This window comes from Achromobacter spanius (assembly GCF_029637605.1).
In the GTDB taxonomy this organism is placed as follows: domain Bacteria; phylum Pseudomonadota; class Gammaproteobacteria; order Burkholderiales; family Burkholderiaceae_B; genus Achromobacter; species Achromobacter spanius_E.
In genome coordinates this window covers 3,405,602-3,430,544 of sequence record NZ_CP121261.1, presented here as the reverse complement: position 1 = coordinate 3,430,544, position 24,943 = coordinate 3,405,602, and the positions used below count along the sequence as shown (strand labels likewise).

Sequence of the window (24,943 nt, the reverse complement as noted above, 5' to 3'; positions counted from 1 at the left end):
CTGCGGCGAATAGCCCCGATAATCGCCGCATGAACTGCGGCGATTATCTTTATATCTGGCAGGCCCCCGACTGGCCGAACTGGCGCTACGACTTGGCTGTTCTCGCCGAGCCCTTGGCGCGAGTCAGCCGCGTGCAGGGCATGTTGCTGGGGCGGCTTGCCGACGTCGGTCTTGGCTTACAAGGGCAAGCCAGCCTGGCCGCCCTGACGGATGACGTGCTCAAGACCAGCGAGATTGAGGGCGAGCACCTCAACGCAGCCTCGGTCCGCTCGTCCATTGCTCGCCGTCTTGGTGTTGATATCGGTGCCTTGGAGCCAGTCGACCGCAACGTGGAAGGCGTGGTGGACATGGTGCTTGATGCCAGCGGCAACAGCAGTCAGCCGCTGACGGCCGAGCGCTTGTACGGTTGGCATGCCGCGCTGTTTCCCACTGGCTACTCGGGCCTCGGCAAGATCATCACTGGTGGATGGCGGGATGACGCCCAAGGGCCGATGCAGGTGGTGTCGGGTCACGTCGGGCGCCATAAGGTTCATTTCGAAGCTCCCGCCGCAGCTAGCCTGCCGGCGGAAATGATGCGCTTTCTGGACTGGGTGAATGCGCCACGGGCGTCGGAGCCCGCTTTGATCCGCGCCGGACTGGGGCATCTATGGTTTGTGACCTTGCACCCCTTCGATGATGGCAATGGCCGTATCGCCCGAGCGATCGGCGATTTGCTGTTGGCCCGCGCCGATGGCAGCCCGCAGCGTTTTTACAGCTTGTCCGCGCAGATCCAGCGGCAGCGAAATGCCTATTACGACATCCTTGAGCGCACGCAGAAGGGCTCGCTGGACGTGACGGCGTGGCTATTGTGGTTTGTGCAGATGCTGGATGAGGCGGTGCGACAGGCACATCACACGCTGGATACGGTGCTAGGCAAGGCACGGTTCTGGAACCGTGTGTCCGGCGCTGCATTAAACGACCGGCAAGTGAAGGTGTTGAACCGTTTGCTGGACGGATTCGAGGGCAAGCTGACCAGCAGCAAGTGGGCTGCGCTTGCGAAGTGTTCTAGCGATACCGCGCTGCGCGACATTACCGAACTGGTTGATCTTGGCGTGTTGCAACGCTCGGGGGCTGGAGGTCGCAGCACCAGCTACGAACTGAAGCCTGACTGACCCGGGTTCCGCGCGCCCCATCACCCCCCCGCCTTATCCCCCGCCGCCCGTAAAAAATTCGCTTCCAGCACGCTCAGCACCCGGTTCAGCGTATCCACGTCCGCCGCGCTCAACCCCTTCAACGCCTCTTCAAAAAACGCCGCCCGTTTAGGCAGCGCTTCATTCACCACCACCTGCCCAGCGGCCGTCAACGTGGCATTTGTCAGCCGGTTGTCCTGAGCATCCACGGCACGCGCTATCCAGCCCATTTTCTCCATCGCCTGCAACTGCCGGGTCAATGACGCGGGATCCAGCCGGCAACGCTCAGCCAGATGCTTTTGCGAACACTGTCCGTTTTCATGCAGCGCCAGCAAGATGCGCCAGCGAGGCAGGGCGTGGCCTACCTTGCTGCTGAATGCGCTTTGCATGACGCGGTACGTCTGCCCCATGTGCTGGATGACTTGCAGGCCTTGTTGTTGTCTGGGCAAAAGCTATTCTCCGACGCCGGCGGGCTCCGCCTTGGATGGGCGGGCCAATTGCACCAGCGGCACGCGCCGCACGCACCAGAGCGCGAAGATGGCGACGGCCAGCGCGATGAGTTGCCCTTCATGGATGGCGCCCACCAGCGCGACTCGCGCAATCTCGATCAGCGACGTACCGTCCTGGCCTTGATGCGCCAATTGTGCCAGGAACTGCGTTTGCGCCGCCGGGTTGACCAGCATCTGCGGGTCGTTCAGTTCCGGCAGCCATTGCGCCGACGCGCCGTGCAGCGTGGACTCGACGCCGCTGAAATAGCTGTGGCTGACCATGGTGCCGACGACCGCCGTGCCCAGCATGCCGCCAATCATGCGCAGCGATTGCAACAGCGCCGTGGCGATGCCCAGGTGCGTGCGGCCCGCGGTCTGCTGCGCGAACACCGTCAGGTTGGGCATGATGAAGCCCATGCCCAGGCCGGCCATCAGCATGTAGACGGCAATCAACACATGCGACGTGTAGCTGTGGGTGGTGACGATGCCCAGGCATGACAGCGCCATCAGCAGAAAGCCCGCGTAGAGCATGCGGTTGGGATTGCGGATGCGGGTGATGATGCGGCCGTTGATGATGCTGCCCACGGTAATGAACACAACCATGGGCGTGATCAGCATGCCGGCGTCCTGCGGCGACAGGCCAAAGCCGCCTTGCAGCAGCAGCGGCGCATAGAACAGCAGCGAATACATCGTTACGCCCACCAGCAGCGCCAGCGTGAACAGCGTGGCCAGGCCGCGGTTGCGGAACATGTCCAGCGGCAAGAGGGGATGCGGGCAGCGCTTTTCCCACCAGATCAGCAGCACGAACGAGGCGATGCTGCCCAGGCCCAGCAGCATGATGGGGCCGCTTATTCCTTCCTTGGGCAGCAGTTCCACCAGCAGTTGCAGGCTGCCCAGCGCCAGCGCGACCAGTAGGGCGCCTTGCCAGTCCAGGCGGACCTTGCCGGCCGTGTGGTTGCGCAGATGCGGAAGGTAGCGTGCCACGAACCACAGGCCCAGGATGCCGATCGGCAGGTTCACGTAGAACACGGACCGCCAACCATAGTGCTCGGTCAGCGCGCCGCCCAGCGTGGGGCCGACGGCGTTGGCAATGCCGAAGGCCGAACTCAGCATCACTTGCCAGCGCAGGCGCACGTGCGGGTCGGGAAACAGGTCGGGGATGGAGGCGAACGCGGTGCCCACCAGCATGCCGCCGCCGATGCCCTGCAAGGCCCGCGCCAGCACCAGCGATAGCATGCTGTCGGCCGCGCCGCACAGGGCCGAGGCCAGCGTGAAAAGGATGATGGCGGCCACCACGAAGGGCTTGCGACCGTAGTAGTCGCCCAGGCGGCCGAAGATAGGCACGGTGATGACCGAGGTCAGCAGGTAGGACGTGGCGACCCAGGCGTACAGTTCGAAGCCCTTGAGCTCGGCCACGATGGTGGGCAACGCGGTGCCCACGACCGTCTGGTCGATGGCGACCATCATCATGACAAAGCACATGCCCAGCATGGCCAGCAGCGTTTGCCGGAAGGGCAGCACCTGGCCGGGTGAATGTGGGGTACTTGGGGTGGGGGCGGGCATTGTTGGATACATCAATTATTGATGGATCAATTATTTTAGCCCTACAATCCGCAAACAGAAAATCGTCAGCTTCGCGGGCTTGAATCGGCGGCATCGCGGCGCTTTGGGCGGCGCAGGGCGGCGCGTATTTGGTGTCATGGTCTGACAAGGCCGCGCGAACCTCGCCTGATTTGTTACGATAGCGAAATCTGCACGCTGGCCATGCTGGCGTCTTCAGCAGACCTTCCACGGTTGACCCTCCCTTCATACGCCGCAGCCGCAAGCTTTTGGCAGGAGCGGGGACTCGCCCTAAAAGGCAGATAGTTCCATCCGGCGCGCGGTTTTTCCGCCGCTACAGCACCATCCCCGCGCGCGGCGCGGTGGGCGGCATCCAAGAATTTCCAGTCGAGGTACCGACGGGGCAGCAATGAAAACGTGGTTCAAGCGCATTTTGATAGGCCTGGTAGTGTTGGTTGTCGTGGCCGTCGTTGGCCTGGCCATCTTCTTGCTGACATTCGACCCCAACGCGTACAAGTACAAGCTGGAAGAGCTTGTTCAGGAACGCTATCACCGTACCCTCACGATCGACGGCGAGATCGAGCTATCGCTCTTCCCACGCATCGGCTTGTCGGTGCAGGGCGTGTCGCTGTCCGAGCCCAATAGCCCGGACACCTTTGCATCCATCGACAGCACGCGCCTGGCGGTAGCCGTCTGGCCGCTGCTGTCCAACAGCTTCGTGGTGGACCACGTGGCCATCAGCGGCCTGAAGGCGCGAGTGGTGCGCGACAAGGACGGCCAGTTCAATTTCAGCAATCTGGTGGGCGGCACGCCAGGCGTGACGGCAGCGCCGTCCAATCCGGCCGAAGCGCTGGTTGGCGCGGCCCAGACCGCGGCCCAGGTCATCACCAGCGGCACCTTGCCGGCCACGCGCAACAACATGCAGATCGATATCGCCGGCCTGGACCTGAAGGACGGCGAAGTGCTGCTGCAGGACGCCATCTCGGGCATGGCCGTGGCGGTGACGAAGATCAACGCCAACACGGGCCGTGTCACGTTCAACCAGCCTTTCGACGTGCGTATGACCGCCCGCGTGGAAGGCGGCAACCCCCGCGTGGACGCGAATCTGACAGGGCAGGCCCTGTTGACGCTGGACCCGTCGGCCAAGCGTTACGCGGCCCAGAAGCTGGACCTGCGCCTGGACGGCAAGCTGCCCGGCGCCGAGGCCAAGAGCCTTGCCATGCGCGGCAACCTGGCCTTCAACGGACAGAAGTCGTCGCTGGATATCGCCGGCCTGGAAGTGGTGTTCCAGGGCGACATCACGGACCCGGCCGCGCGCGCCACCAATGTGGAAGCCAGCGTGGCCATGCCCAAGCTGGCCATCGACCCCCACAAGAGCCAACTGCAGATTGAAAAGCTGGCTGTGCGCGCCAAGGGCGGGTCCGCCGATGGCCCCTTTGAGGTCGCGGTGGACGCGCCCGCGCTGAACATATCGCCGGCATCAGCCACGGGCGAAGCCCTGACCGGGCGCGTGCGCCTCAGCGGCCTGGACGCCAGCTTCGGCTTGAACGGCATCAGCGGCAACGCCGCCGAGCTGGACATCAAGGAAGCCAAGGTGGACAGCACGTCCAAGAATGGCGAGCGCGTCGTGAAGCTGAACTTTGCGTCGCCGCTGAGCTTGAACCTGTGGCAGCGTACCGGTAGCCTGTCCGCGCTGCGGGGCGACGTCAACATCACCGACCCCGGCCTGCCCAAGGGCAACCTGCAGATTCCGGTGATCGGCAGCGTGAACGTCGACCTGCTTAAAGACCAGGCCACCAGCAAGATCAATGCCGTGCTGGAAGGCGGCAAATTCGATCTGAGCGCCGACATCACCAAGCTGTCTGAAATGCCGGTGGTGAAGTTTGCACTGGCCGTGGACACGCTGGACCTGGACAAGCTGGCGCCGCCCGTCGTGCAGCCCCCGGCCAAGCCGCCCGCCGATGGCAAGAAAGACGAATCCAAGCCCGCCACGCCCGCGGCGCCAGCCGCGCCGGTGGACGACACCATCGACCTGTCCGCGCTGGTGGGGCCTAGCGTCAACGGCACCCTGAAGGTGGGCAAGCTGGTGGTGCGCGGCCTGAAGGCCGACGAGGTGTCGGCCGTGGTCAAGCTGGACAAGGGCAAGCTTGAAATCTCCAGCCTCACGGCCGGCCTGTATGGCGGCAAGCTGGCGGGCGCCATGTCGGTGGACGCCGCGCAAGGCAATCAGTTGGCCACCAAGATGTCCCTGGCCGGTATCGCCATCGAGCCGTTGCTGATGGACCTGGTCAAGCGCAACATGCTTAGCGGCACGGGTAGCCTGGCGCTGGACTTGAAGACCGCCGGCGCCAATGCCTACGCCATGAAGAACGCCCTGGGTGGCAGCCTGCAAGTGCGTTTGCGTGATGGTGCCGTCAAGGGCATCAACCTGACGCAGACGCTGCGCGAGCTGAAGGCGGCGTTCAAGCCGGAATCGCAAGACGAGACCGTGCCGGCTGACTCCAGCAAGCAGACCGAATTCTCGGAAATGGACGCGGACCTGGCCTTTACCAAGGGCGTTGCGGCGGTGAAGCGCTTGAACATTGTGTCGCCGCTGTTGCGCGTGACCCAGGGTTCTCCGGCGAATATCGACTTCGTGAAAAGCGAGCTGGACGTGGTGGTGCGCGCGCGCATCGTCAACCCCGCAGCTTCCCCGGAAGGCCAGGAATTGGTCGACCTGAAAGACGTGACCATTCCCGTGCACGTACAGGGTCCGTTCGAGAAACCGACGTACACCTTGCTGTGGAAAGACGCCATCGGCGGCATCCTCAAGCGCAGCCTGGAAAACAAGCTGCGCGAGGCCGTCACGGGCAAGGGCAAGGGCGGCGAGGCCGTGGACAAGGCTTTAAAGGGATTGCTTGGCAAATGAGCACCGATACGTTTCAGCCCATCGCACAATGCGGCACCACCACGCAGCCCAATGCGGCGGCTTATCACCGCCAATGGCTCATTGCCAATGATTCCGGCCAATGGCTGAATCGCGAGCTGTGTCCCAAGCTGGCCGATGTGTCGGTGGAGCTGCGGCTGGGCTATCTGGTGTTGAAAGCGCCCGGCATGCTGCGCATGGACATCCCGCTGGACGTCATCGAAGACGACGACAGCGTGCGCTACAGCATGAACGTGGGCGACCAGACCATAGACGTGATCGACGAAGGCGAACTGGCCGCGGCCTGGATTTCGAACTTCGTGCAGGTGCCCTGCCGCATCATGAAGGTGCACCCGGACACGCCGGTCACCGCCTGGCCGGCCTGACCTTACCGGCCGGCGTCACAAGCCGCCGCGCGGGCAGGGCTCGCGCCAGCGCTATATGTGCTACGGGCTAGGCGCGGCGCTTGAACTCGAAGGCCGCGTGGGCCAGCAGGCCCGCCACCAGGCCCCAGAAGGCTGACCCGATACCCCAGAAACTGAAGCCGGACGCCGTTGCCAACAAGGTGATGAGCGCGGCTTCGCGCCGTTGCGGGTTGACCATGGCGGCGGCCATGCCGCCCATGATCGTACCCAGCAACGCCAGGCCCGCCAGCGCGGCCAGCAGGGCGGCGGGCAAGGCCTGGAAGAAGACGGCCACGGCGCCCGCCACCAGGCTCAGGGCCACGTAGCCCAAGCCATAGGTGGCGGCGGCGATATAGCGCTTGCCGGGGTCGGGATGGGCTTCGGGGCCGGTGCAGATGGCGGCGCTGATGGCCCCCATGGTGACGCTGTGCGCGCCGAAGGGCGCGGCCAACAGGCCCAGCAAGCCCGTGGCGGCCACGATGCGGGACGCCGGAGGACGATAGCCGGCCGCTTGCAGGATCGCCAGGCCGGGCAGGTTCTGCGACGCCATGGCCACCACGAAGAGCGGAATGCCCAGGCTGACCACCGCCTGCATGCTGAATTCGGGCGTGGTCCAGACGAATTCCGTCAGGCGCCAGTCCAGCAGGTCCAGCCGGATCATGTCCAGCGCGAATGCCAGGGCAATGGCCACCACCATCACCAGCAGCACGGCATAGCGCGGCGCCCAGCGTCGGCACAACAGGTAGGTGGCGCACATGGTCAGCACCAGGCCTGGTTGCAGGGCGACGTTGCTGAAGATACCCATGCCGAAATTGAGCAGCACGCCGGCCAGCATGGCGGCGGCGATTTCGCCGGGGATGCGGCGCAGGATGGGGTCGATCCAGCCAAACAGGCCACAGGCCAGCGTCAGGCCGGCGGCCAGCATGTAAGCGCCGATGGCCTCGTTGAACGGTACGCCGACCAGCGCGGTCACCAGCAGCGCGGCGCCGGGCGTGGACCAGGCCATGACGATCGGCAGCCCGGTGCGCAGGCTGTAGAACGCGCCGCCGAATCCGAACGCCAGGCTAAGCGAGCCGATCCACGAACCGATGCGGGCCGCGTCCAGCCCTGCCGCGTGGCCGGCCTGCACCATCAGCACGGCGGTGCCGCCAAAGCTGACCAGCACGGCCACCACGCCCGCGGCGATGGCCGATGCGGACACATCGCGGCGGGCGTGGTGGGAATTCGAGGAAAGGGGAATACCGCCTTGCGTGGCGTCGCTCATGCGGCACCGGTCAGGCGGCGGTACTTGGCCATGAGCTGTTCCTGGCCTTCGTTCCACTGGGGGTGCAGTTCAATGCACTCCACGGGGCATACCACCTTGCACTGCGGTTCGTCGTGATGGCCGACGCACTCGGTGCATTTGTCAGGGTCGATGACGTAATAGTCATCACCCATGGAGATCGCGTCGTTCGGGCACTGGGGCTCGCAAACGTCGCAATTGATGCATTCTTCGGTGATGAGCAAGGCCATGGTGGGCAGCGGTGTAAAGCCGGGGGCGGCTGCCATTGTACCGCCGGCCCGCAAAGCGCAAGAAGGGCGCAAGATGCGCCCTTCGGGATGGTGCTTGCGGGCCGATCAGCCCGGCCAGGATTGCTCGCGGCGCTCCTTGGCCTTTTCCTGCAACCAGCGTTCCACGGACGGGAACACGAACTTGCTGACGTCGCCGCCCAGTTGGGCGATTTCGCGCACGATGGTGCCCGAAATGAACTGGTATTGGTCCGACGGCGTCATGAATAGCGTTTCAACGTCGGGCAGCAGATGGCGATTCATGCCGGCCATCTGGAATTCATATTCAAAGTCGGACACGGCGCGCAGGCCGCGCACGATGACGCGCCCGTTCTGGTCGCGGACAAAGTCCTTCAACAGGCCGCCAAAGCTTTGCACTTCCACGTTGGGATAGTGGCCCAGCACTTCGCGCGCGATCTCCACGCGCTCGTCGATGCTGAAAAAAGGCTTCTTGTTGCGGCTGTGGGCAATGCCCACCACGACCTTGTCGAAGAGCGTGGCCGCACGGCGGACCAGGTCTTCGTGGCCGCGGGTCAGCGGGTCGAAAGTGCCGGGATATACAGCGATGATCATGCGAGCTCCGTACCGTTATTAGTGGTGTACACCATCCTCCGAAGCTCGGATTATTGATCTATTTCCGCAATGCAGCAAATTCCAACAGGTGGTAGTGGACCGCGCCTGCCTTGTCCTGCCGCAAGATCTGGAAGCCTTCGGGGGCTTCGATGGGGGCTTCCGCCTCGACGTAGACCAGCCCGTGCTCGTTCAGAATGCCCGGCAGAATGGGCCAGAGGCGCGCCAGCCAACCCTGTCCAAAGGGAGGGTCCAACAGGATGAGGTCAAAGCGGGACGCGTCCATGCGTTCGGCAACCTGCATCGCGTCGCCCACATGGATGCGTATCATGTCGGCTTTGAGCTTGTCGCGCAGTGTCCGCAGCGCGGACGCGGCGGTTTTGTCCCGCTCGACCATCTGCACATGCGCCACCCCGCGAGAGGCCGCTTCAAAGCCCAGCGCGCCACTGCCGGCAAACAGGTCCAGCACCTGCTTGTCGGCGAACTCGCCGGCCCAAAGATGATTCAACCAGTTGAACAGCGTTTCGCGGACCCGGTCGGGCGTGGGGCGCAGCGTCTCCACGTCGGGAACGGCGATGGGGGTGCGCCTGTATTGGCCCCCGACGATACGAATATACTTGTTACCCATGTTTAGCCGCTTCTTCAAGAAAAAATCCCCTCCGCCCGCCGCACCGGCTCAGCCCGTGCCACCGCCGGAGGTCGTGGACGCCGCCGTCGCGCCCACGGAGCCCGCCGCCGCGCCCACGGAGCCCGCCGCCGCGCCGGTGATTCCGCCGCCCGCGCCGCGTCCCGAGGTTGTAGAGCCGGTGTCCGCACCCGCACCCGCACCCGCACCCGCACCCGCACCCGCACCCGCACCCGCTCCCGCGCCGGCCATTGATCCCGTCGCCGCACCGGTTTCGCCTTCGATTGCACCGCCGGTGTCACCTTCGATTGCGCCGCCGGTTTCGCCTGCTGCGCCGACCGTGGCGCCCGCTGCTGCTCCGATTGCTGCACCGACTGTTTCGACGCCGGCAGCCGCACCGACTCTGACGCGGACCGCTGCACCGACTCTGACGCGAACCGCCGCACCGACCCATTCGACGCCGGCTGCCGCGCCCGCGCCGGTGATTTCACCGGCACCCGCCGCGCCACCCGCGCCGGCTATCGAGCCGGTCCGAGCGCCAGCGCCGATGCCTGCGCCTACGGTTTCGGTTGCGCCGACTGCCGCGCCTGCTCCGATCGTAACGCCGGTGACTGCGCCATCCCCCGCGCCGGTACCCACGCCAGCACCCACTCCAGCACCTGATCCCGTCGCCGAGGCGCCCAAGAAGTCGTCATGGCTGTCGCGCTTGAAGCAGGGCTTGTCGCGCACCGGGCAGAGCATTGGCGGCATTTTCGTGGGCGTCAAGGTCGACGAAAACCTGTTCGAGGAACTCGAATCGGCGCTCATTATGGCCGATGCGGGCCTGGAGGCCACCGAGAAGCTGCTGACCGCGCTGCGTGCGCGGGTCAAGAAAGAACGCATTGAAGACCCCGCCAAGGTGAAGACGGCGCTGCGCCAGTTGCTGGCCGACCACCTGCGTCCGCTGGAGCGCGGCTTCAACCTGACCAGCGCGAAGCCGCTGGTGGTGATGATTGCCGGCGTCAACGGCGCGGGCAAGACCACGTCCATCGGCAAGCTGGCGCACACGTTCCAGCGCCAGGGCGCCAGCGTGCTGCTGGCGGCGGGCGACACCTTCCGTGCCGCGGCCCGTGAACAGCTGGTGGAATGGGGCAGCCGCAACAACGTCAGCGTGATTTCGCAGGATGGCGGCGACCCCGCCGCCGTGGCGTTCGATGCCGTCAACGCCGGTCGCGCGCGGGGAATGGGCGTGGTCATGGTGGACACCGCCGGCCGCTTGCCCACGCAGTTGCACCTGATGGAAGAGCTGAAAAAGATCCGCCGCGTCATCGGCAAGGCGGATGCATCGGCGCCGCACGAAGTGCTGTTGGTGGTGGACGGCAACACCGGCCAGAACGCGCTGGCGCAGATTCGCGCCTTTGATGCGGCCATCAACCTGACGGGCCTGGTCGTGACCAAGCTGGACGGCACCGCCAAGGGCGGCACGCTGGCCGCCGTGGCCGCGGGTAGCCAGGGCGTGCGGCCGATTCCGGTGTATTGGATCGGCGTGGGCGAAAGCCTGGAAGACCTGCAGCCCTTCGTGGCTGATGAGTTCGCGGGCGCGCTGCTGGCGGACTGATCCGACGATTGATCCAACGATCGCCGGACAGCAAAACGGGACGACGCCCAGGCGCCGTCCCGTTTTGTTTTCAGTTGTCCAACTGACCCATCGCCGGGTCGCTGATGCCGTCCTTGCCCGTTTCCAGACGGCCCGCGAAGCGCCGCTTGAACGCCGGGTAGCCGTCGCAAGTTGCCGCAAAGTCGTACCACTGGCCGCTGGCACTGACCGGCCAGCTCAGTTCGCCGACCTGTCCCGCCGCCACCGTTGCCGTCCATGGGCCATCGTTGCGATAGGCCATGGCCTGCACCGTGAAGACGCAGTCCTGCGTACCGTTGTTGTGCAGTTTCACCTGTATTTGGGCGTCGTCGCAGGGCACGTAGCAGACCTGGATTTCGGGCTGCGCGCCGGCGGTGCGCATCAAGTCGCCCGTGAACGAGCGGTGGTAGCCGTTGGGGCCCAACACCCACAAGTCGTACTGGCCACTGTCGCCCGATACGTCCCAGACGTCATCCAGCGACTTGCCCGCTTCGACCACATAGCGGCGCGGGATGCGGTCCAGGTGCAGCTTGTCGTACACGTGAAAGACCGCCGCCGTTTGCGCACTGCTGGCGTTGGCAAACAATAGCTGCACGCGGTTCTCGCGGGCTTGCTCGCGCGCGCTGGTGTGCAGCTCGTACGGTAGCGCGCGCGACGGGCGCGTGCCCGCGGCCTGCTTGGCCAGCGTTTGCTGCGCAGGGATGGCGATGGCCGGCTGCGCTTCTTGCCACGTCGTCAGCCCGTCGGCATCCGTCTTGGTGGTGCGGCCCGCCAAGGTGGGCAGGGTGGCGCTGTTGGGCGACACGAAATTCAAGGCGGACGTCAGGTCGCCACATACGGCGCGGCGAAAGGCGCTGATGTTGGGCTCGACGACGCCAAAACGCTGCTCCAGAAAGCGCAAGGCGGACGTGTGGTCAAACACCTGCGAATTGACCCAGCCGCCACGGCTCCACGGTGAAATCACCCACATCGGCACGCGCATGCCCGGGCCGTACGGCTTGCCATCGGCCGTCAGTTGCTTGGGCGTGGCGGGCGGGTAGGTGAAGTACTCAAAGGCCATCTGCGCATCGCTCAGCGTGGACTTGCCGGCCAGCGTGCCGTCGTCGTTGCGCGACGGCGCCGATGGCGTGGGCATGTGGTCGAAGAAACCATCGTTTTCGTCATACGTGACCAGGAATACCGTCTTGCTCCAGACCTCGGGCGACTGCGTCAGCGCATCCAGCGCGGCCTGGATGTACCACGCGCCCTTGGCGGGGCTGGAGGGGCCGGGGTGCTCGCTGTAGGCAGCCGGCGGAATGATCCACGACACCTCCGGCAACGTGCCGTTCATGACGTCGTCGCGCAGGCTTTGCAGGAAGCCGCCGTCTGGCATGGTGTTGCCGAAGCCCTTGGCCAGCGGGCTGTACAGGTCGTCGATGGCGGGGTTGTACGCGGGGCCGCCCTGGTTGGTGACTTGGCGGTCGGCAGGCATTTTTTCGATCTCGGCGCGCCAGTGCCGAAAGCTCATCATTTCGTTGCAGCCGAAATTGTCGGGAATGTTCTGGTAGACCTTCCAACTGACGCCGGCCGCTTGCAGCCGGTCGGCGTAGGTGGTCCACGTCCAGCCTTCGGTGGACGGGCCCACGTCGGCGCCGTCGTTCATTTCGTTCATCACCACCGACACGTTGTCGCCCGATGGGCCGTTGGTGCCGGTCCAGAAGAACAGGCGGTTGGGGATGGTGCCCGCGTGCATCGAACAGTGGTAGTTGTCGCACAGCGTGAAGGCGTCGGCCAGCGCGCGGTGAAACGGCACTTCGGCGGTTTCGTAGTAGCCCATGGACAGCGGCTGCTTGGCGCTGGGCCACTTGTTCATGCGGCCGTGGTCCCACGCCGCCTGGCAGTTGGGCCAGGAGTGCGGCGTGCTGCCCGCGCGCTGCGCATTGCCCAGCGTGGTGTCCAGGTGATAGGGGAGTTCTTCGGTGCCGTCACTGCGCGTCTGGTGGAAGACCGATTTGCCGTTGGCCAGCGGAATCGGGAAGCGGTCACCAAACCCGCGCACGCCGGGAAAGGTGCCGAAATAGCCATCGAAGGAACGGTTTTCCAGCATCAGCAGAACGACGTGCTTGACGTCCTGGATGGTGCCGGTGGTGTTGCTGGCCTCAATGGCCAACGCCCGGCGGATGCTGGGCGGGAACATCGACAGCGCGCTGACCGCGGCGGTGGCGCCCACGGTGGTCTTGAAGAACTTTCTTTTGGATGCGTCGAACGTCATTGGCTTGCCTGTCCTGGTGATCGATGTGAAGTGTGCAGAAACGGTTCAAGCGACTCAAGAGACTCAAGAGACTCAAGGGGCGCAATGCACGGCACATGCGGCGGGTGGTGTCGTGGGCGTCGTCGCGGGCGGGTTGGGCGCCGGATCGTCAACGTCGTCATCGTCGTCGCCACCACAGGCGGACAGCGCGAACACCAGCGACAAGGCGCATAGGGCCGCCAGGCCTCGTCTTGCATAGGCGGGCAAGCAGGATGGGTTTTTCATGGTTCGGTCATTGAGGGTGGGCTGACGGCCCGCCAGGGGCCGTCTTGCCGTCACAAGGACGAATGTCGGGCGTATGCAGCGGGCCACGAATGCGCCCAACGCATGATGTGATGGCGGGGCGACAGCAACCCAGTATTGACGCCGCGGATGTCGAACAATTGACCGGAAGCTGACCCGTTGCTGACTATGGCCCTTTTTTTGAAACGCCTTGCGAGATGCGTTTCCAGGTGCAAGCCGCAACGCGGCCTGTCGCGAAAATGGGGTAGCAGGGGACGTAGGATGGGTGAAGCGCGAGAAGCCCTTCAGAAAAGCGCAATAGACGAACGCGCGCAACCCATCAGCCGCCGGTGGATATAAACCGGGCCGCCGCCAGATGGGTTACGCGCGAAGTGGCGTCAGCGACCTGGCTGCCGTCCGCACGCGCTGCACCCATCCTACGATGTGGGCGCCGAGTTCGTAGGATGGGTGAAGCGCGAGAAGCCCTTCAGAAAAGCGCAATAGACGAACGCGCGCAACCCATCAGCCGCCAGTGGAGATAAACCGGATCGCCGCAAGATGGGTTACGCGCGAAGTGGCGTCAGCGACCTGGCTGCCGTCCGCACGCGCTGCACCCATCCTACGATGTGGTCTCCGAGTTCGTAGGATGGGTGAAGCGCGAGAAGCCCTTCAGAAAAGCGCAATAGACGAACGCGCGCAACCCATCAGCCGCCGGTGGATATAAACCGGGCCGCCGCCAGATGGGTTACGCGCGATGGTGCCTCTGCGATCTTGCCGCCGTCCCTGCGCGCTTCACCCATCCTACGAAGTTATGGTCCGTCGTGAATATGGGGCAACCACGTTCACCGCCAGAAAGGTTTGCTTTGTGCCAGCGCGTCGAACGCCTTTTGCGCGTCCACCGCCAATTCCTCCAGGCGGGCGCTGATCCAGCCCAGCGCAAACCAGGCTTGTGGATGCGTGGCGGTACACGATTCGTAGTAGTCCTTGGCGACGGCCAGGTCGTTGATTTCGCCCAGCACGTCCTGCACCTTGGACAACAGCTTGCGATAGCCGCGCAGCTTGGCGGTGGGCAGCAGCGATTCGGCAAACGCCAGGCTGTAGCGCAGTCTTTTGCCGCGCTTGCGCAATTCGTGGCGGGTGGGAATGTCCAGCTTGGCGAACTGTGTGCCCTGGTCGGCCACTTTGCTATGCCAGCGGTGCAGGCGGCGCGCCAGTTGCTTGCGCAAGCGGTGCGGATCCGGCTCGGGCGCCAGCATCGGAATGATGGTGGGCTTCACGCTGGACACCGACAAGCCGCCTTCCAGCCGGATGGCGGGTTCGGGGGCGGTGTCGCTGGGCGTGCCGTTGGCGATGCTTTGCGCCCCGTCGGACGGCAGCGCGGGCGGCACGTCCAGGCTCCATTCCAGCAGGTCCAGCAACCACGCCTGGAAGGCCTTGCCGCCGGCGATCGTTTGCGCGTCCTGTTCAGGCGGCGCGGCTTCCATCGGGATGACGGGCATGCCGGCGCGCAGCAGGGCGGGCGCCACGGTTTCGTTCAGCACGTCCTGGTCGCGATTGGCGCCGAAGGCGGCGAAGTGCGTGCGCACCCCTTGCAACAGCGCGTCGGGCAGCGGCGCGACCCAGCCTTCGAACAGCTTCCACGCCGAACGCAGCCGGCGTACGCCTACGCGCAACTGGTGCACATGTTCGGAATTGCCCGCGCGGTACACACCTTCGGTGTCCACTTCAGCCAGCACCGCGGCGTTGCGCGCGATCTGGTCCAAACATTCGGCGGCGATGCGACCCAAGGCCTGCGGCGCCGTCATGTCTTCGCGTAGCTTGACCGAGGCCGCGCCGCGAGGCGCCCAGAACTGGGCAATGGCTTGGGCGCGGCGCGCTTCCAGGTCATCGCCCGCCTTGGCGTCTTCCTCGGCAAGCCGTTGCGCCAACTGCGCCAGCGCATCACCGCGTTCAGACTTGCTGCGCGGGTCCAGCACCAGGCTGTGCCGCTGCTGCCAGCCGCGCGCCACGGCAAAGATGGCGGCGGGGCGGCCCGACACCAGTTCAAATTCCAGTTCCGAAATGGGCAGTTCCAGCGCGCCCGCGCGCAGGATGCCGGTGTCATAAGCCAGTTCAACCGTGCCGTAGCGCGTGCGCACTTTGCGCAGTTGGCGCAGCACGTCGGTTTCGTAGCGCAGGCCCAGTTCGCCCTTGATGGCGCTCAGCGCCGCTTCGACTTCGGTGCCGGCATACACCGACAGGTCCAGCACGGGGCCGGGGCGAGGGTGGTTCAGTTCGATGCGGGTGATGGCGTTGATGCCGGGCATCTTCAGCGTCTGCACCCAATCCTTGCCTTCCTGGCGCAAGCGGATGGCGATGCGCGCACGCGCCAGCTCGCGCTCGGGCGTATCGAAATACATGGCATGCAAGCGGATGCGCGTGGCTTCGCGTTGCTTGACTTCCTTCAGCACGGCCTGACGCGTAGCGGCGGGCACGTGCAGTTTCAATTCCTGTTCCGACATGGCGGTGGGTGTCCGACGGCAAAAGCCGAGATCTTAATCAAGTAAGGGGCGGGATTTGATGACCGTTCATATTTTGGTCATATCGAGCATAGACGCCATTTGTTGCGCGAAACAAGCTGGCAGCGCAGCAAAAGAAAAAACGCCGCCCTTTTTCAAGGGCGGCGCCAAGGAGCGCTGGTCAGGGGAAACCGACAAGCGTAAATAGAACTCAACTACAGGCCGCAACGACGGACCGCGACTACAGAATCCGTTTGCGCGCCTGCGTGATGATGATTTCGGCCAACACAACCACCACGAAGATGGCGGCCAGCACCAAGGCCACGCGATCCCACTGGAACAGGTTCAGCGCGGTGTCCAGCGCCATGCCGATGCCGCCCGCGCCCACCAGGCCCAGCACGGCGGATTCGCGCACGTTGATGTCCCAGCGCAGCAGCACGATGGACCAGAACGCCGGGCGGATCTGCGGCCAGTAGGCATACCACAGCACCGCGCCTTTGCTGGCGCCCGTGGCGGTAACGGCTTCGATCGGCCCGCGTTGCGCTTCCTCGATGGCTTCGCCCACCAGCTTGCCGACAAAACCGATGGAGCGGAACGCAATCGCCAGCGTGCCCGCCAACGCGCCGGGCCCGAAGATGGCGATGAACAGCAGCGCCCACACCAGCGAATTGACCGAGCGGCTGGACACCAGGATCAAGCGCGCCAGCATGTTGATGGTTTTGCTGGGCGTCAGGTTGTTGGCCGCCAGCAAGCCCACCGGCACCGCCATGAAGACGGACAGGATGGTGCCCAGCGTGGCGATGTGCAGCGTTTCGATCAGCGCCGCGTGCACGCCATCCGGGTAGTAGGCCCAGTCGATCGGCCACATGCGGCGGAACAGGTCGGCCATTTGCTCGGGGGCGTCATACAGGAATTCCGGTATGACTTCCACGCCACGGATGGCCTGGACAATGGCCGCGACCACCAGCAGGTACAGCGCAAAGCGCAGCAGCCGCTGCCCCATGCTGTAACGCTGCCACACGCGCGGCGTGCCCGCCGGATTCAGGGTAGAGGCGTGGGCGTTCATTCTTCCACCTCCGCCTTGCGGGCCACCGGCGGCTTGCCGGAACCGATGCCGCGCGCGCCGGCAAAGCGGCCTTGCAGGATGCGGTCAAAGCCCAGGTTGTCCAGGAACACGGCGCGCACGAAGCCCGCGATGATCTCACCCAGCATGATGATGGCGATCAGGGTCAGCAAGATGGCGCTGACGAAGTCGTAGTCAAAGCGCTGGAAGGCCGAGAACAGCGTGCCGCCCACCCCGCCCGCGCCCACGATCCCCACCATGGTGGAGTTACGCAGGTTGGAGTCGAACTGGTAAGTGGCAAAGCCGATGAAGCGCGCGAACACCTGCGGCAGCACGCCGAAGATGATCACGTTGGCGAACGACGCACCGCTGGCGCGCACGGCTTCCACCTGCTTCAACGAGATCTCTTCGATGGCTTCGGTGAACAGCTTGCCGATGAAGCCGATGGACGCCACCGTCAGCGCCAGAATGCCCGCCAGCGCGCCAAAGCCCACGGCCTTGACGAACAGGATGGCGACGATGACCGGGTGCAGTGCGCGGCACAAAGCCACCAGCGAACGCGCGGGCCACGACACCCAGGCGGGCATCATGTTGCGTGCGCCCAGAAGCCCCACGGGCAGCGCAAACAAAATACCCAGCACCGAGGCCAGCACGGCGATTTCCAGGCTTTCGGCGATGCCCTTCCACAAGGTGTCGGGCTTTTCGAAATTGGGCGGAAACATGCGCGCCAGAAACGTCGAGGCGTGTCCCATGCCGCTTTCAAAGCGCGCCCAACTGAAATCCAGTTGCGCGGCCGCGTAGACGGTGTAGATCAGCAGCAACACCAGGCCCGCCTTGGCGCGCCCGGACATGGCAAAGGGGCGCTTGCCCTGAAGGGGGGTCATTCCAGCCAAGACTCGCCTCCGTAGATGGTCTTGAGCATGGTGGCGTCCAGGCCCTGGCCGTCGCCGTCGTAGACGACGGCTCCGCCGGACATGCCGACGATACGCGTGGCGTAGCGGCGAGCCAGATCCACGTCGTGGATGTTGACGATGACGGGAATGCCGGTGGCGCTGCCCTGATCAGACAGCAGCTCCATGATTTCCACCGAGGTCTTGGGGTCCAGCGACGAGGTGGGTTCGTCGGCCAGCAGCAGTTGGGGGCGCTGCATCAGGGCGCGGGCAATGCCCACGCGCTGGCGCTGGCCGCCCGACAGTGCATCCGCGCGCTGGTCCGCGAAGCCCGCCAGGCCGACGGTATCCAGCAGCTTGTAGGCGTGCTCGATATCTTCGGACTCAAAGCGGCGCATCCAGGCCTTGAACGCCGAGGTATACCCCAGCCGGCCGGTCAGCAGGTTTTCCATGACGGTCAGGCGTTCAACCAGGTTGTATTCCTGGAACACCATGCCGATGCGTCGGCGCGCGCGGCGCAGCGACGCGCCACGCACGCGGGCCAGGTCCACGCTGCCTTCCTGGGACTGCAGCACGATCTCGCCCTGCGTGGGTTCAATCAGCCGGTTGACGCAACGCAGAAGCGTGCTTTTGCCGGTGCCGGAAGGGCCGATGATGGCGGTCAGGCCTTGGCCGGCGATTTCAAGGTTGATGCCATTGAGAACCGGCCGGCCGGCCCGGTATTCCTTGACCAGGCCGGAAATGCGTAGCGACGTCGTCATGCTGGATTACTTCTTGCTCTTGGCGGATTCGCGGTCGTAAGCGGCGCGGTTGAAGCTTTCGCCGCCCGATTCAGCCACTTGGCGGACGATGGCCCAATCTTTCTGATAGGTCACCGGATAGAAACGGTCGGCGCCGTCGAAGGCCTTCGACATTTCCGCGGGGAAGCGGTAGTCGTAGAAGCACTTCAACATCTGGTCGCGGAACTTGGGCTCCAGGTCATGCGCGTAGGCGAACGACGAGGTCGGGAATTTTTCGCTGGTGTAGATGATGCGGAAATCGGCTTCCTTGACCTGGCCGCGCTCAACCATGCGCTTGAACACGTCGGACGCCACGGCGGCGGCGTCGTAGTCGCCGGAGTTCACGCCCATGACGGACTGGTCGTGCTTGCCCGAGAAGATCACCTTGTAGTCCTTGTCCGGCGTCAGGCCTTCCTTGGGGAACAGGGCCACGGGCGCCATATGGCCCGAGTTCGACGACGGCGCGGTGTGCGCGAGTTTCTTGCCCTTCAGGTCGGACAGCTTCTGGTACGGGCTGTCTTTCTTGACGATGACGATCAGGTTGTAGCCCTGGAAGCTGTCGGCATAGCCCTTCACGGCAAAGGGCACGGCGCCGGCGATGTTCACGGCGAACGCGGTGGGGCCGGTGGAAAAGCCGCCCACGTGCAGGCGGCCCGAGCGCATGGCTTCGATTTCGGCGGCGTTGCTTTGCACTTGGTAGAACACCACGCGCTTGCCCGTGCATTCGGACAGGTGCTTGGTGAAGGGCTTGAAGATGTCTTCATAGACCGCCGGGTCTTCCACGGGGGTGTAGGTGAACACCAGGGTGGAAGGGGTCTTGAGCTTGGATGCGTCAGTGGGGGTGTCCGCCACCAGATCCTTGTTGGCGTCGCAGTACATCTGGTCCAGATCGCCGCGGTTGGAGCAGGTGTCGGCGGCGTTGGCGGCAGAGCCGCCAACGGCGAAGGCGGCCAGGGCGGCCGCTTGCAATAGACGCATCGCGTGCATGGTTTGTCTCCTCAGGGGAATGAATTTGAATATTTCCTGAATTCAAACACACAAGAGGGAAAACGCGCACCTGGGAAAGTCCCTGCCTTTTTTTTCGTGATTTGTTCGAATTATTCGTTTTGTGTTCGTTTATTTTCGAACAACGGAGCCGCTGGCCGCTAGTTCCCGCTAGCCCCGATACCCCAGCTTGCGCGAAATCTCCTGCGCGCAGGCCAGCAGCGGCCGGGCAATCGTGCCGTCCCAAGACACGTCGAACAAGCCCGTCGGCCCCAGGCTGGTCAGCGCCAGCACGATGTTGCCGGTGTTGTCGAACACGGGCACCGACAGCGCGTCCACGCCCGGCAGCGGGTTGCCCAGGGCGCGCGCCATGCCGTGCACGCGGATGTCGGCCAGTTGCGCGTCGATATTGGCGCGCGACGCCTTGCGCGGCGGGGGCACGCTGGCGATGACGGCGGTGTCGCCCTCTTCGCGCGCGATGTAGTGTTCGCTGACCTTGGGCGGCAGCCACGCCGCGAACACCAGACCGGTGGCGGTGTGCAGCATGGACATCACTGTGCCCTTGCGCATGTTCACGTGTACCGGGTAGCTGGCTTCGGTCATGTGAATCATGGTGGGGCCATGCGAGCCCAGCACGGCGATGCCCAACGTGTGGCCAATTTCGGATTGCAGCTGGGCGATCTCGGGCATGGCGATGCGTACCGGGTCCAGGCGTTGCAGGCTGACCAGGCCCATCTGCAAGGCGAAGGGGCCCAGTTCGTACTGGCCTGTGGTGGCGTCCTGTTGCACCAGTCCCACGCGGATGAAGCTGACCAGGTAGGGGTGCGCCTTGGCGGACGTCATGCCGGCGCGCGTCGCCAGGTCGCGCAGCGTCAGGGGCTTGCCGGCGTCAACCAGCGCGGCCAGCAGCGGCACGCCCACTTCAATGGATTGGATGCTGCGGCGGCCGTCATTGGCGGAGGCTGCGGGGGTCTTGGAGGTGGCCACGGGGTGTCTGACCTTAGGCCGGTTGGGCCGGAGTTGGCTGCGATGGTTGCGGTGATTGCCGCGCCGCCAGCAGTCGATCGGCCATTTCAACAAAGCCCGCGCCGCCGTGGAAGGCCGCCACGAAAGCGGGGCGATCCGTCAAACGGTGCAATTGCGCCTGGATGTTCGCCACGCCGACCGAAATCGGAAAGTACGCGAACATCGGCTCGTCGTTGGGCGAATCGCCGATGAAGAGCGTGCTGTCCAGCGCATCCGCCACGTCCTGGCCGAATTCGCGCTGGAACATCGTGCGCGTCATGGTCAGCTTGTCGTAGTCGCCAAACCAGCCGTTGACGTGGATGGAGCTGACTTTTGCCTGTGCGCCGGCGTCGTGGAAGATCTGCACTATCTTCGTGACAGCCTCGTCCGGCAGGGCGGGCACGTCTTCGCAGAAGTCGATGGCCAGGTCGGCCACGCGGTAGTCCTGGTCGCTGGCAACCGCGCACCCGGGCACTTCGGCCAGCACGCGGTCGCGGATGGCGTCCAGGCGCTTGCGGCTGGCCTGACGCGAGGCGGCGTCCGTCCAGTAATGCGTGGTCATGCGGCGGGCCTGGCGGTCATAGGCGTAGTAGAACGCGCCGTTTTCCCCCACCACGGCGCGCACCGGCCACATGCGGGCGATATGGTCGCACCAGCCGGCCGGGCGGCCGGTAATGGGCACGACCTGGATGCCGGCGGCTTCCAGGCGCTCCAGCGCGGCGTAGGCGTCGGCCGGCAGACGGCCTTCGGTGGTCAGCGTGTCGTCGATATCGGTCAGGACGACGCGAACCGCCGCCGCCACGGTCAAAGGCATGGCCGCAAGGGCTTGCATGAGGTTTTTCCTTCGAGTTTTAAGGGGGATCTCCGGGCGAAAGTTTAACCGTATGCCCCCCGCCGGACGGGCTTCTTGCGGGCCGATAGGGGATATGGGCCGAGGGGCGGTAAAATCCGGGCTTTCCCGCCTGGTTTGCGTGCCCGCCATGTCCGTCCAGTTGTCCTCTTTGCCCGGCTCCGAGCCGGAATCCTTCGGTATCGCTTCGGTAGCCGAGATCATCGCCGAGCTGCGCGCCGGCCGTATCGTCATTTTGGTTGACGAAGAAGACCGTGAAAACGAGGGCGACCTTGTCATGGCCGCCGAATTCGTCACGCCCGAAGCCATCAACTTCATGGTGACCCACGGCCGCGGCCTGGTCTGCCTGACCCTGACCGAAGAACGCTGCCGCCAGTTGGAGCTGCCCATGATGGCGGCTCGCAACGGCACGCGCTACGGCACCAACTTCACGCAGTCGATCGAAGCCGCCGAAGGCGTCGAAACCGGTATTTCGGCCGCCGACCGCGCCCGCACCATCCAGGTGGCGGTGGCGCGCGACGCCAAGCCGGCCGACCTGGTCCAGCCCGGCCACATCTTCCCGGTGCGCGCGGTGCCCGGTGGCGTGCTGGTGCGTGCCGGCCATACCGAAGCCGGTTGCGACCTGACCGCCATGGCCGGCCTGACGCCCGCCGCCGTCATCTGCGAAATCCTGAAGCCCGACGGCACCATGGCCCGCTTGCCGGACCTGGTGGAATTCGCCCGCCAGCACAACCTGAAGATCGGCACCATCGCCGACCTGATCCAATACCGCAGCGAACACGAATCCATCGTCAAACGCGTGGGCAAGCGGCCCATGCAGACAGCCTGGGGCACATTCGAGGCCGTGGCCTACGAAGACGCCGCGACTGGCTCCGCCCACTTGGCGCTGGTGCATGGTAACGTTTCCCCCGACGTCGAAACGCTGGTGCGCGTGCATGAACCGGCTTCCGTGCTGGACGTGCTGGACACCGGCGCCAGCCCGCATAGCTGGGGCGTGGCGAAGGCCCTGGAGGCCATTGCCGCCGCGCCCGCTGGCGTGCTGGTGCTGATGAATTGCCAGTCTTCCACCGAACACCTGTTTGGCCAGATTGCCGGCTGGAATGACCCGAAGGCGCAGGCCGACGCCGCCGCCAGCACCGACCGTTTCGGCTTGCGTACTTATGGCATCGGCGCACAGATTCTGCGCGACCTGAATGTGGGCCAGATGAGGCTCCTGGCCCGGCCGCGCAAGATGCCCAGCATGGCGGGCTTTTCCCTGACCATTACGGGTTACGATTGCGACCCGCAGAATACTCCCGCAACACTTAAGGCCGACACATGAACCCTTACATCCTTACCCCCGACCTGAACGGCGAAGGGCTGCACATCGGCATCGTACGCGCCCGCTTCAACGAAGAAATCGGTCAGGCCGAACTCGAAGCGTGCCTGAAGGAACTGGCCGAGCTGGGCGTGGACGAACGCGACGTGATGGTCACCACCGTCCCGGGCGCCCTGGAACTGGGCGTGGCCCTGTCCCACATGGCCGAAACGTTTGAATTCGACGCACTGATCGCGCTGGGCGCCGTCATTCGTGGCGAGACCTATCACTTTGAAGTGGTCAGCAATGAAACGGCCACTGCAATCACCCGTATCTCCCTGGAAACCGGCATCCCCGTCGCAAACGGCGTGTTGACCGTCGACACCGACGAGCAGGCGCAAGCCCGCGCCGCCGGCAAGGGCCGCGATTGCGCCCAGGTGGCCGTTGAAATGGCCAACCTGGTTGCGGCGCTGGAACCCGAGGAAGAAGACGAAGACGAAGACGACGAGGACGAAGATTTTGACGACGAAGAAGACGACGACAAGCGCTGATAGCGCGGCGCAAGCCCGCGCCAACGCGCGCAGCGCACGCCGCCGTGCACGCGAATTCGCGCTGCAAGGCGTTTATGCGTGGCTGCTGCGCGGGGGCGAGGGCACGCAGGACGCCGGCGAGATCGACGCCCATCTGCGCGACACCGAGGATTTCTCCGAGGCCGACGCGCAATGGTTCAAGACCTTGCTGCATGGTGTTCTGCGCGAAGCGCCCGCGCTGCGCGAGCGTTTCACGCCTTACGTCGACCGCCCGTTGGCCGAGTTGTCGCCCGTTGAGCATGGCATCCTGCTGATCGGCAGCTTCGAACTGATTCATCATGTTGAAGTGCCGTACAAGGTTGCCATCAACGAAGCCGTTGAGCTGGCCAAGTCGTTTGGCGGCACCGACGGCTTCAAGTTCGTCAACGGCGTGCTCGACAAGCTGGCCGCCGATGTGCGTGCCAACGAGGTCCAGGCCGCGGCGCAGCAGCGGCGCTGAATTCGGGCTATTGGTTCGGGCCATCGGTCCAGGCCAAGGGTCTTGCGAAGGGGTCAGGCGCATGCCGCCCTGCGCGCACTTTTCCAGTGCGCCAGGCGTGGTCTGCACCTGACCCTTTCGTGTATCTGGTATTTGTTTTTCCCGCCGGCCCGCGTGCCGGCCTCTCGGAGTTGCCGTGGCGTCCGAATTTGAATTGATCGCGCGCTATTTCACCCGGACCGCGCCCGTCGGCTTGCTGGGCGTGGGCGACGACTGCGCGTTGTTTCCCGTGCCCGCGGGCGAGCAGGTCGCCACCAGCACCGACCTGCTGCTGGAAGGCCGCCATTTCTTTCCCGACGTAGACCCCCGCGCCTTGGGCCACAAGTCGCTGGCCGTGAACCTGTCCGACCTGGCCGCCATGGGCGCGCGCCCGATCGGCTGCGTGCTGGGCCTGGCCTTGCCGCGCCTTGACGAACCCTGGCTGGCCGCCTTCGCCGAAGGCTTCCATGCGCTGGCGGCGGCCCATGGCTGCCCGCTGATTGGCGGCGACACCACGCGCAGCGCGCATGACCTGGCGATCAGCGTCACGGTCTTTGGCGCCGTGCCCGCCGGCCAGGCGCTGCGCCGCGACGCCGCACAAGCGGGCGACGACATCTGGGTCTCCGGCGAGCTGGGCGCGGCTGATGTCGCCTACCGCCTGCTGGACGGCAAGTACCCCGCCAACGACGCCTTGCTGGCCGCCACGCGCGCCGCGCTGGAATGGCCGCAGCCGCAGGTGGCGCTGGGGATGGCGCTGCGCGGTATCGCACATGCCGCCGTTGATTTGTCTGACGGTCTGCTGCAAGACCTGGGCCACATCCTGGCCGCCAGCCGGCTGGGCGCAAGCCTGGAAGTCGACCGCTTGCCGGTGGCCGCCGCCGTGGCGGCGCTGGACGACGCGCCGCGCCGGCGCGCGGTGCTGGGCGGTGGCGACGTCTATCAACTGTGTTTCACCGCCCCGGCCGCGCAGCGCGAGGCCGTCCAGGCCGCCGCCAGCGCGGCCAGCGCTCAGGTCACCCGCGTGGGCCGGACACTGGCGCAACCGGGGCTGCAAGTGCTGGACGGGCAGGGCCGGCCGCTGGCCGACCTGCCGGGCGGCTTCGATCATTTCCCTGACGCCTGATCGGCGGGTTC

General features: G+C 65.1%; 25 protein-coding genes. 9 read left to right on the top strand and 16 right to left on the bottom strand.

Annotation, left to right across the window (positions count from 1 at the left end):
* Positions 1–29 precede the first annotated feature (29 nt).
* Positions 30–1,151 (top strand): Fic family protein, encoded by a 1,122-nt coding sequence (locus P8T11_RS15295; RefSeq protein WP_268081154.1) that lies wholly within the window; start codon positions 30–32, stop codon positions 1,149–1,151.
* Positions 1,152–1,171: 20 nt separating this feature from the next.
* Here the strand turns inward: P8T11_RS15295 and P8T11_RS15290 are convergent, their stop codons facing one another.
* Both P8T11_RS15290 and P8T11_RS15285 read right to left on the bottom strand, forming a co-directional pair.
* Positions 1,172–1,618, bottom strand: coding sequence for a MarR family winged helix-turn-helix transcriptional regulator (locus P8T11_RS15290; protein WP_268081155.1), 447 nt, complete (start codon positions 1,616–1,618; stop codon positions 1,172–1,174).
* A gap of 3 nt (positions 1,619–1,621) precedes the next feature.
* Positions 1,622–3,220, bottom strand: coding sequence for an MDR family MFS transporter (locus P8T11_RS15285; protein ID WP_268081156.1), 1,599 nt, complete (start codon positions 3,218–3,220; stop codon positions 1,622–1,624).
* Between the two features lie 406 nt (positions 3,221–3,626).
* Between P8T11_RS15285 and P8T11_RS15280 the strand changes: the two genes are divergently transcribed.
* The gene (locus P8T11_RS15280) at positions 3,627–6,125 is read left to right on the top strand and encodes an AsmA family protein (RefSeq protein WP_268081157.1); all 2,499 of its coding nucleotides are present in this window, start codon (positions 3,627–3,629) and stop codon (positions 6,123–6,125) included.
* The gene (locus P8T11_RS15275; RefSeq protein WP_100854473.1) at positions 6,122–6,508 is read left to right on the top strand and encodes an MOSC N-terminal beta barrel domain-containing protein; all 387 of its coding nucleotides are present in this window, start codon (positions 6,122–6,124) and stop codon (positions 6,506–6,508) included. The genes P8T11_RS15280 and P8T11_RS15275 overlap by 4 nt, the downstream gene beginning before the upstream one ends.
* A gap of 67 nt (positions 6,509–6,575) precedes the next feature.
* Here the strand turns inward: P8T11_RS15275 and P8T11_RS15270 are convergent, their stop codons facing one another.
* The 5 genes from P8T11_RS15270 to P8T11_RS15250 form a co-directional block, all read right to left on the bottom strand.
* Entirely contained in the window at positions 6,576–7,790 is a 1,215-nt protein-coding gene (locus P8T11_RS15270) for a benzoate/H(+) symporter BenE family transporter (protein WP_268081158.1), read from the bottom strand.
* The gene (locus P8T11_RS15265) at positions 7,787–8,038 is read right to left on the bottom strand and encodes a YfhL family 4Fe-4S dicluster ferredoxin (RefSeq protein ID WP_006221659.1); all 252 of its coding nucleotides are present in this window, start codon (positions 8,036–8,038) and stop codon (positions 7,787–7,789) included. Before P8T11_RS15265 ends, P8T11_RS15270 begins: the two co-directional genes overlap by 4 nt.
* A 105-nt stretch (positions 8,039–8,143) precedes the next feature.
* Positions 8,144–8,647, bottom strand: a complete 504-nt coding sequence (gene coaD, locus P8T11_RS15260; protein ID WP_046807920.1) for a pantetheine-phosphate adenylyltransferase — start codon at positions 8,645–8,647, stop codon at positions 8,144–8,146.
* A gap of 58 nt (positions 8,648–8,705) precedes the next feature.
* Complete coding sequence (rsmD, locus tag P8T11_RS15255; protein WP_050448038.1) at positions 8,706–9,272, bottom strand: 16S rRNA (guanine(966)-N(2))-methyltransferase RsmD; 567 nt, start codon at positions 9,270–9,272, stop codon at positions 8,706–8,708.
* 48 nt (positions 9,273–9,320) lie between these two features.
* Positions 9,321–9,521 carry a hypothetical protein gene (locus P8T11_RS15250; RefSeq protein WP_268081159.1) on the bottom strand — a complete coding sequence of 67 codons (201 nt, stop codon included), beginning with the start codon at positions 9,519–9,521 and terminating at the stop codon, positions 9,321–9,323.
* Between the two features lie 295 nt (positions 9,522–9,816).
* On the opposite strand from P8T11_RS15250, the gene ftsY reads away from it, so the two are divergent.
* Positions 9,817–10,866 carry a signal recognition particle-docking protein FtsY gene (gene ftsY / locus P8T11_RS15245; RefSeq protein WP_268081160.1) on the top strand — a complete coding sequence of 350 codons (1,050 nt, stop codon included), beginning with the start codon at positions 9,817–9,819 and terminating at the stop codon, positions 10,864–10,866.
* Positions 10,867–10,936: 70 nt separating this feature from the next.
* On the opposite strand, the gene P8T11_RS15240 is transcribed toward ftsY, so the two are convergent.
* The 3 genes from P8T11_RS15240 to P8T11_RS15230 form a co-directional block, all read right to left on the bottom strand.
* Positions 10,937–13,135 (bottom strand): phosphocholine-specific phospholipase C, encoded by a 2,199-nt coding sequence (locus P8T11_RS15240; RefSeq protein ID WP_268081161.1) that lies wholly within the window; start codon positions 13,133–13,135, stop codon positions 10,937–10,939.
* A gap of 72 nt (positions 13,136–13,207) precedes the next feature.
* Positions 13,208–13,399, bottom strand: a complete 192-nt coding sequence (locus P8T11_RS15235; protein WP_268081162.1) for a hypothetical protein — start codon at positions 13,397–13,399, stop codon at positions 13,208–13,210.
* Between the two features lie 839 nt (positions 13,400–14,238).
* A complete protein-coding gene (locus P8T11_RS15230; RefSeq protein WP_268081163.1) occupies positions 14,239–15,897 on the bottom strand; it encodes a CYTH and CHAD domain-containing protein in 1,659 nt (552 codons plus the stop codon).
* Between the two features lie 58 nt (positions 15,898–15,955).
* On the opposite strand from P8T11_RS15230, the gene P8T11_RS15225 reads away from it, so the two are divergent.
* Positions 15,956–16,102, top strand: coding sequence for a hypothetical protein (locus P8T11_RS15225; RefSeq protein WP_268081164.1), 147 nt, complete (start codon positions 15,956–15,958; stop codon positions 16,100–16,102).
* Between the two features lie 33 nt (positions 16,103–16,135).
* Here P8T11_RS15225 and phnE (P8T11_RS15220) read toward each other — a convergent pair whose 3' ends face one another.
* The 6 genes from phnE (P8T11_RS15220) to P8T11_RS15195 form a co-directional block, all read right to left on the bottom strand.
* Positions 16,136–16,960, bottom strand: a complete 825-nt coding sequence (gene phnE / locus P8T11_RS15220) for a phosphonate ABC transporter, permease protein PhnE (RefSeq protein ID WP_050449551.1) — start codon at positions 16,958–16,960, stop codon at positions 16,136–16,138.
* The gene (phnE, locus tag P8T11_RS15215) at positions 16,957–17,841 is read right to left on the bottom strand and encodes a phosphonate ABC transporter, permease protein PhnE (RefSeq protein WP_050449552.1); all 885 of its coding nucleotides are present in this window, start codon (positions 17,839–17,841) and stop codon (positions 16,957–16,959) included. Before phnE (P8T11_RS15215) ends, phnE (P8T11_RS15220) begins: the two co-directional genes overlap by 4 nt.
* Positions 17,838–18,608 carry a phosphonate ABC transporter ATP-binding protein gene (gene phnC / locus P8T11_RS15210; protein ID WP_268081165.1) on the bottom strand — a complete coding sequence of 257 codons (771 nt, stop codon included), beginning with the start codon at positions 18,606–18,608 and terminating at the stop codon, positions 17,838–17,840. Before phnC ends, phnE (P8T11_RS15215) begins: the two co-directional genes overlap by 4 nt.
* A gap of 6 nt (positions 18,609–18,614) precedes the next feature.
* Entirely contained in the window at positions 18,615–19,613 is a 999-nt protein-coding gene (gene phnD, locus P8T11_RS15205) for a phosphate/phosphite/phosphonate ABC transporter substrate-binding protein (protein ID WP_268081166.1), read from the bottom strand.
* Positions 19,614–19,781: 168 nt separating this feature from the next.
* Complete coding sequence (locus tag P8T11_RS15200) at positions 19,782–20,597, bottom strand: IclR family transcriptional regulator (protein WP_268081167.1); 816 nt, start codon at positions 20,595–20,597, stop codon at positions 19,782–19,784.
* Positions 20,598–20,610: 13 nt separating this feature from the next.
* Positions 20,611–21,447 carry an HAD-IIB family hydrolase gene (locus P8T11_RS15195; RefSeq protein WP_268081168.1) on the bottom strand — a complete coding sequence of 279 codons (837 nt, stop codon included), beginning with the start codon at positions 21,445–21,447 and terminating at the stop codon, positions 20,611–20,613.
* Positions 21,448–21,595: 148 nt separating this feature from the next.
* On the opposite strand from P8T11_RS15195, the gene ribBA reads away from it, so the two are divergent.
* From ribBA to thiL, 4 genes are all read left to right on the top strand, one after another.
* Positions 21,596–22,786 (top strand): bifunctional 3,4-dihydroxy-2-butanone-4-phosphate synthase/GTP cyclohydrolase II, encoded by a 1,191-nt coding sequence (gene ribBA / locus P8T11_RS15190; RefSeq protein ID WP_268081169.1) that lies wholly within the window; start codon positions 21,596–21,598, stop codon positions 22,784–22,786.
* The gene (gene ribH, locus P8T11_RS15185; RefSeq protein WP_268081170.1) at positions 22,783–23,313 is read left to right on the top strand and encodes a 6,7-dimethyl-8-ribityllumazine synthase; all 531 of its coding nucleotides are present in this window, start codon (positions 22,783–22,785) and stop codon (positions 23,311–23,313) included. Before ribBA ends, ribH begins: the two co-directional genes overlap by 4 nt.
* On the top strand, positions 23,282–23,791 hold the full coding sequence (nusB, locus tag P8T11_RS15180; RefSeq protein ID WP_006227614.1) for a transcription antitermination factor NusB: 510 nt from the start codon (positions 23,282–23,284) through the stop codon (positions 23,789–23,791). Before ribH ends, nusB begins: the two co-directional genes overlap by 32 nt.
* A 175-nt stretch (positions 23,792–23,966) precedes the next feature.
* The gene (gene thiL / locus P8T11_RS15175) at positions 23,967–24,932 is read left to right on the top strand and encodes a thiamine-phosphate kinase (protein WP_268081171.1); all 966 of its coding nucleotides are present in this window, start codon (positions 23,967–23,969) and stop codon (positions 24,930–24,932) included.
* The last annotated feature ends 11 nt before the right edge of the window (positions 24,933–24,943 follow it).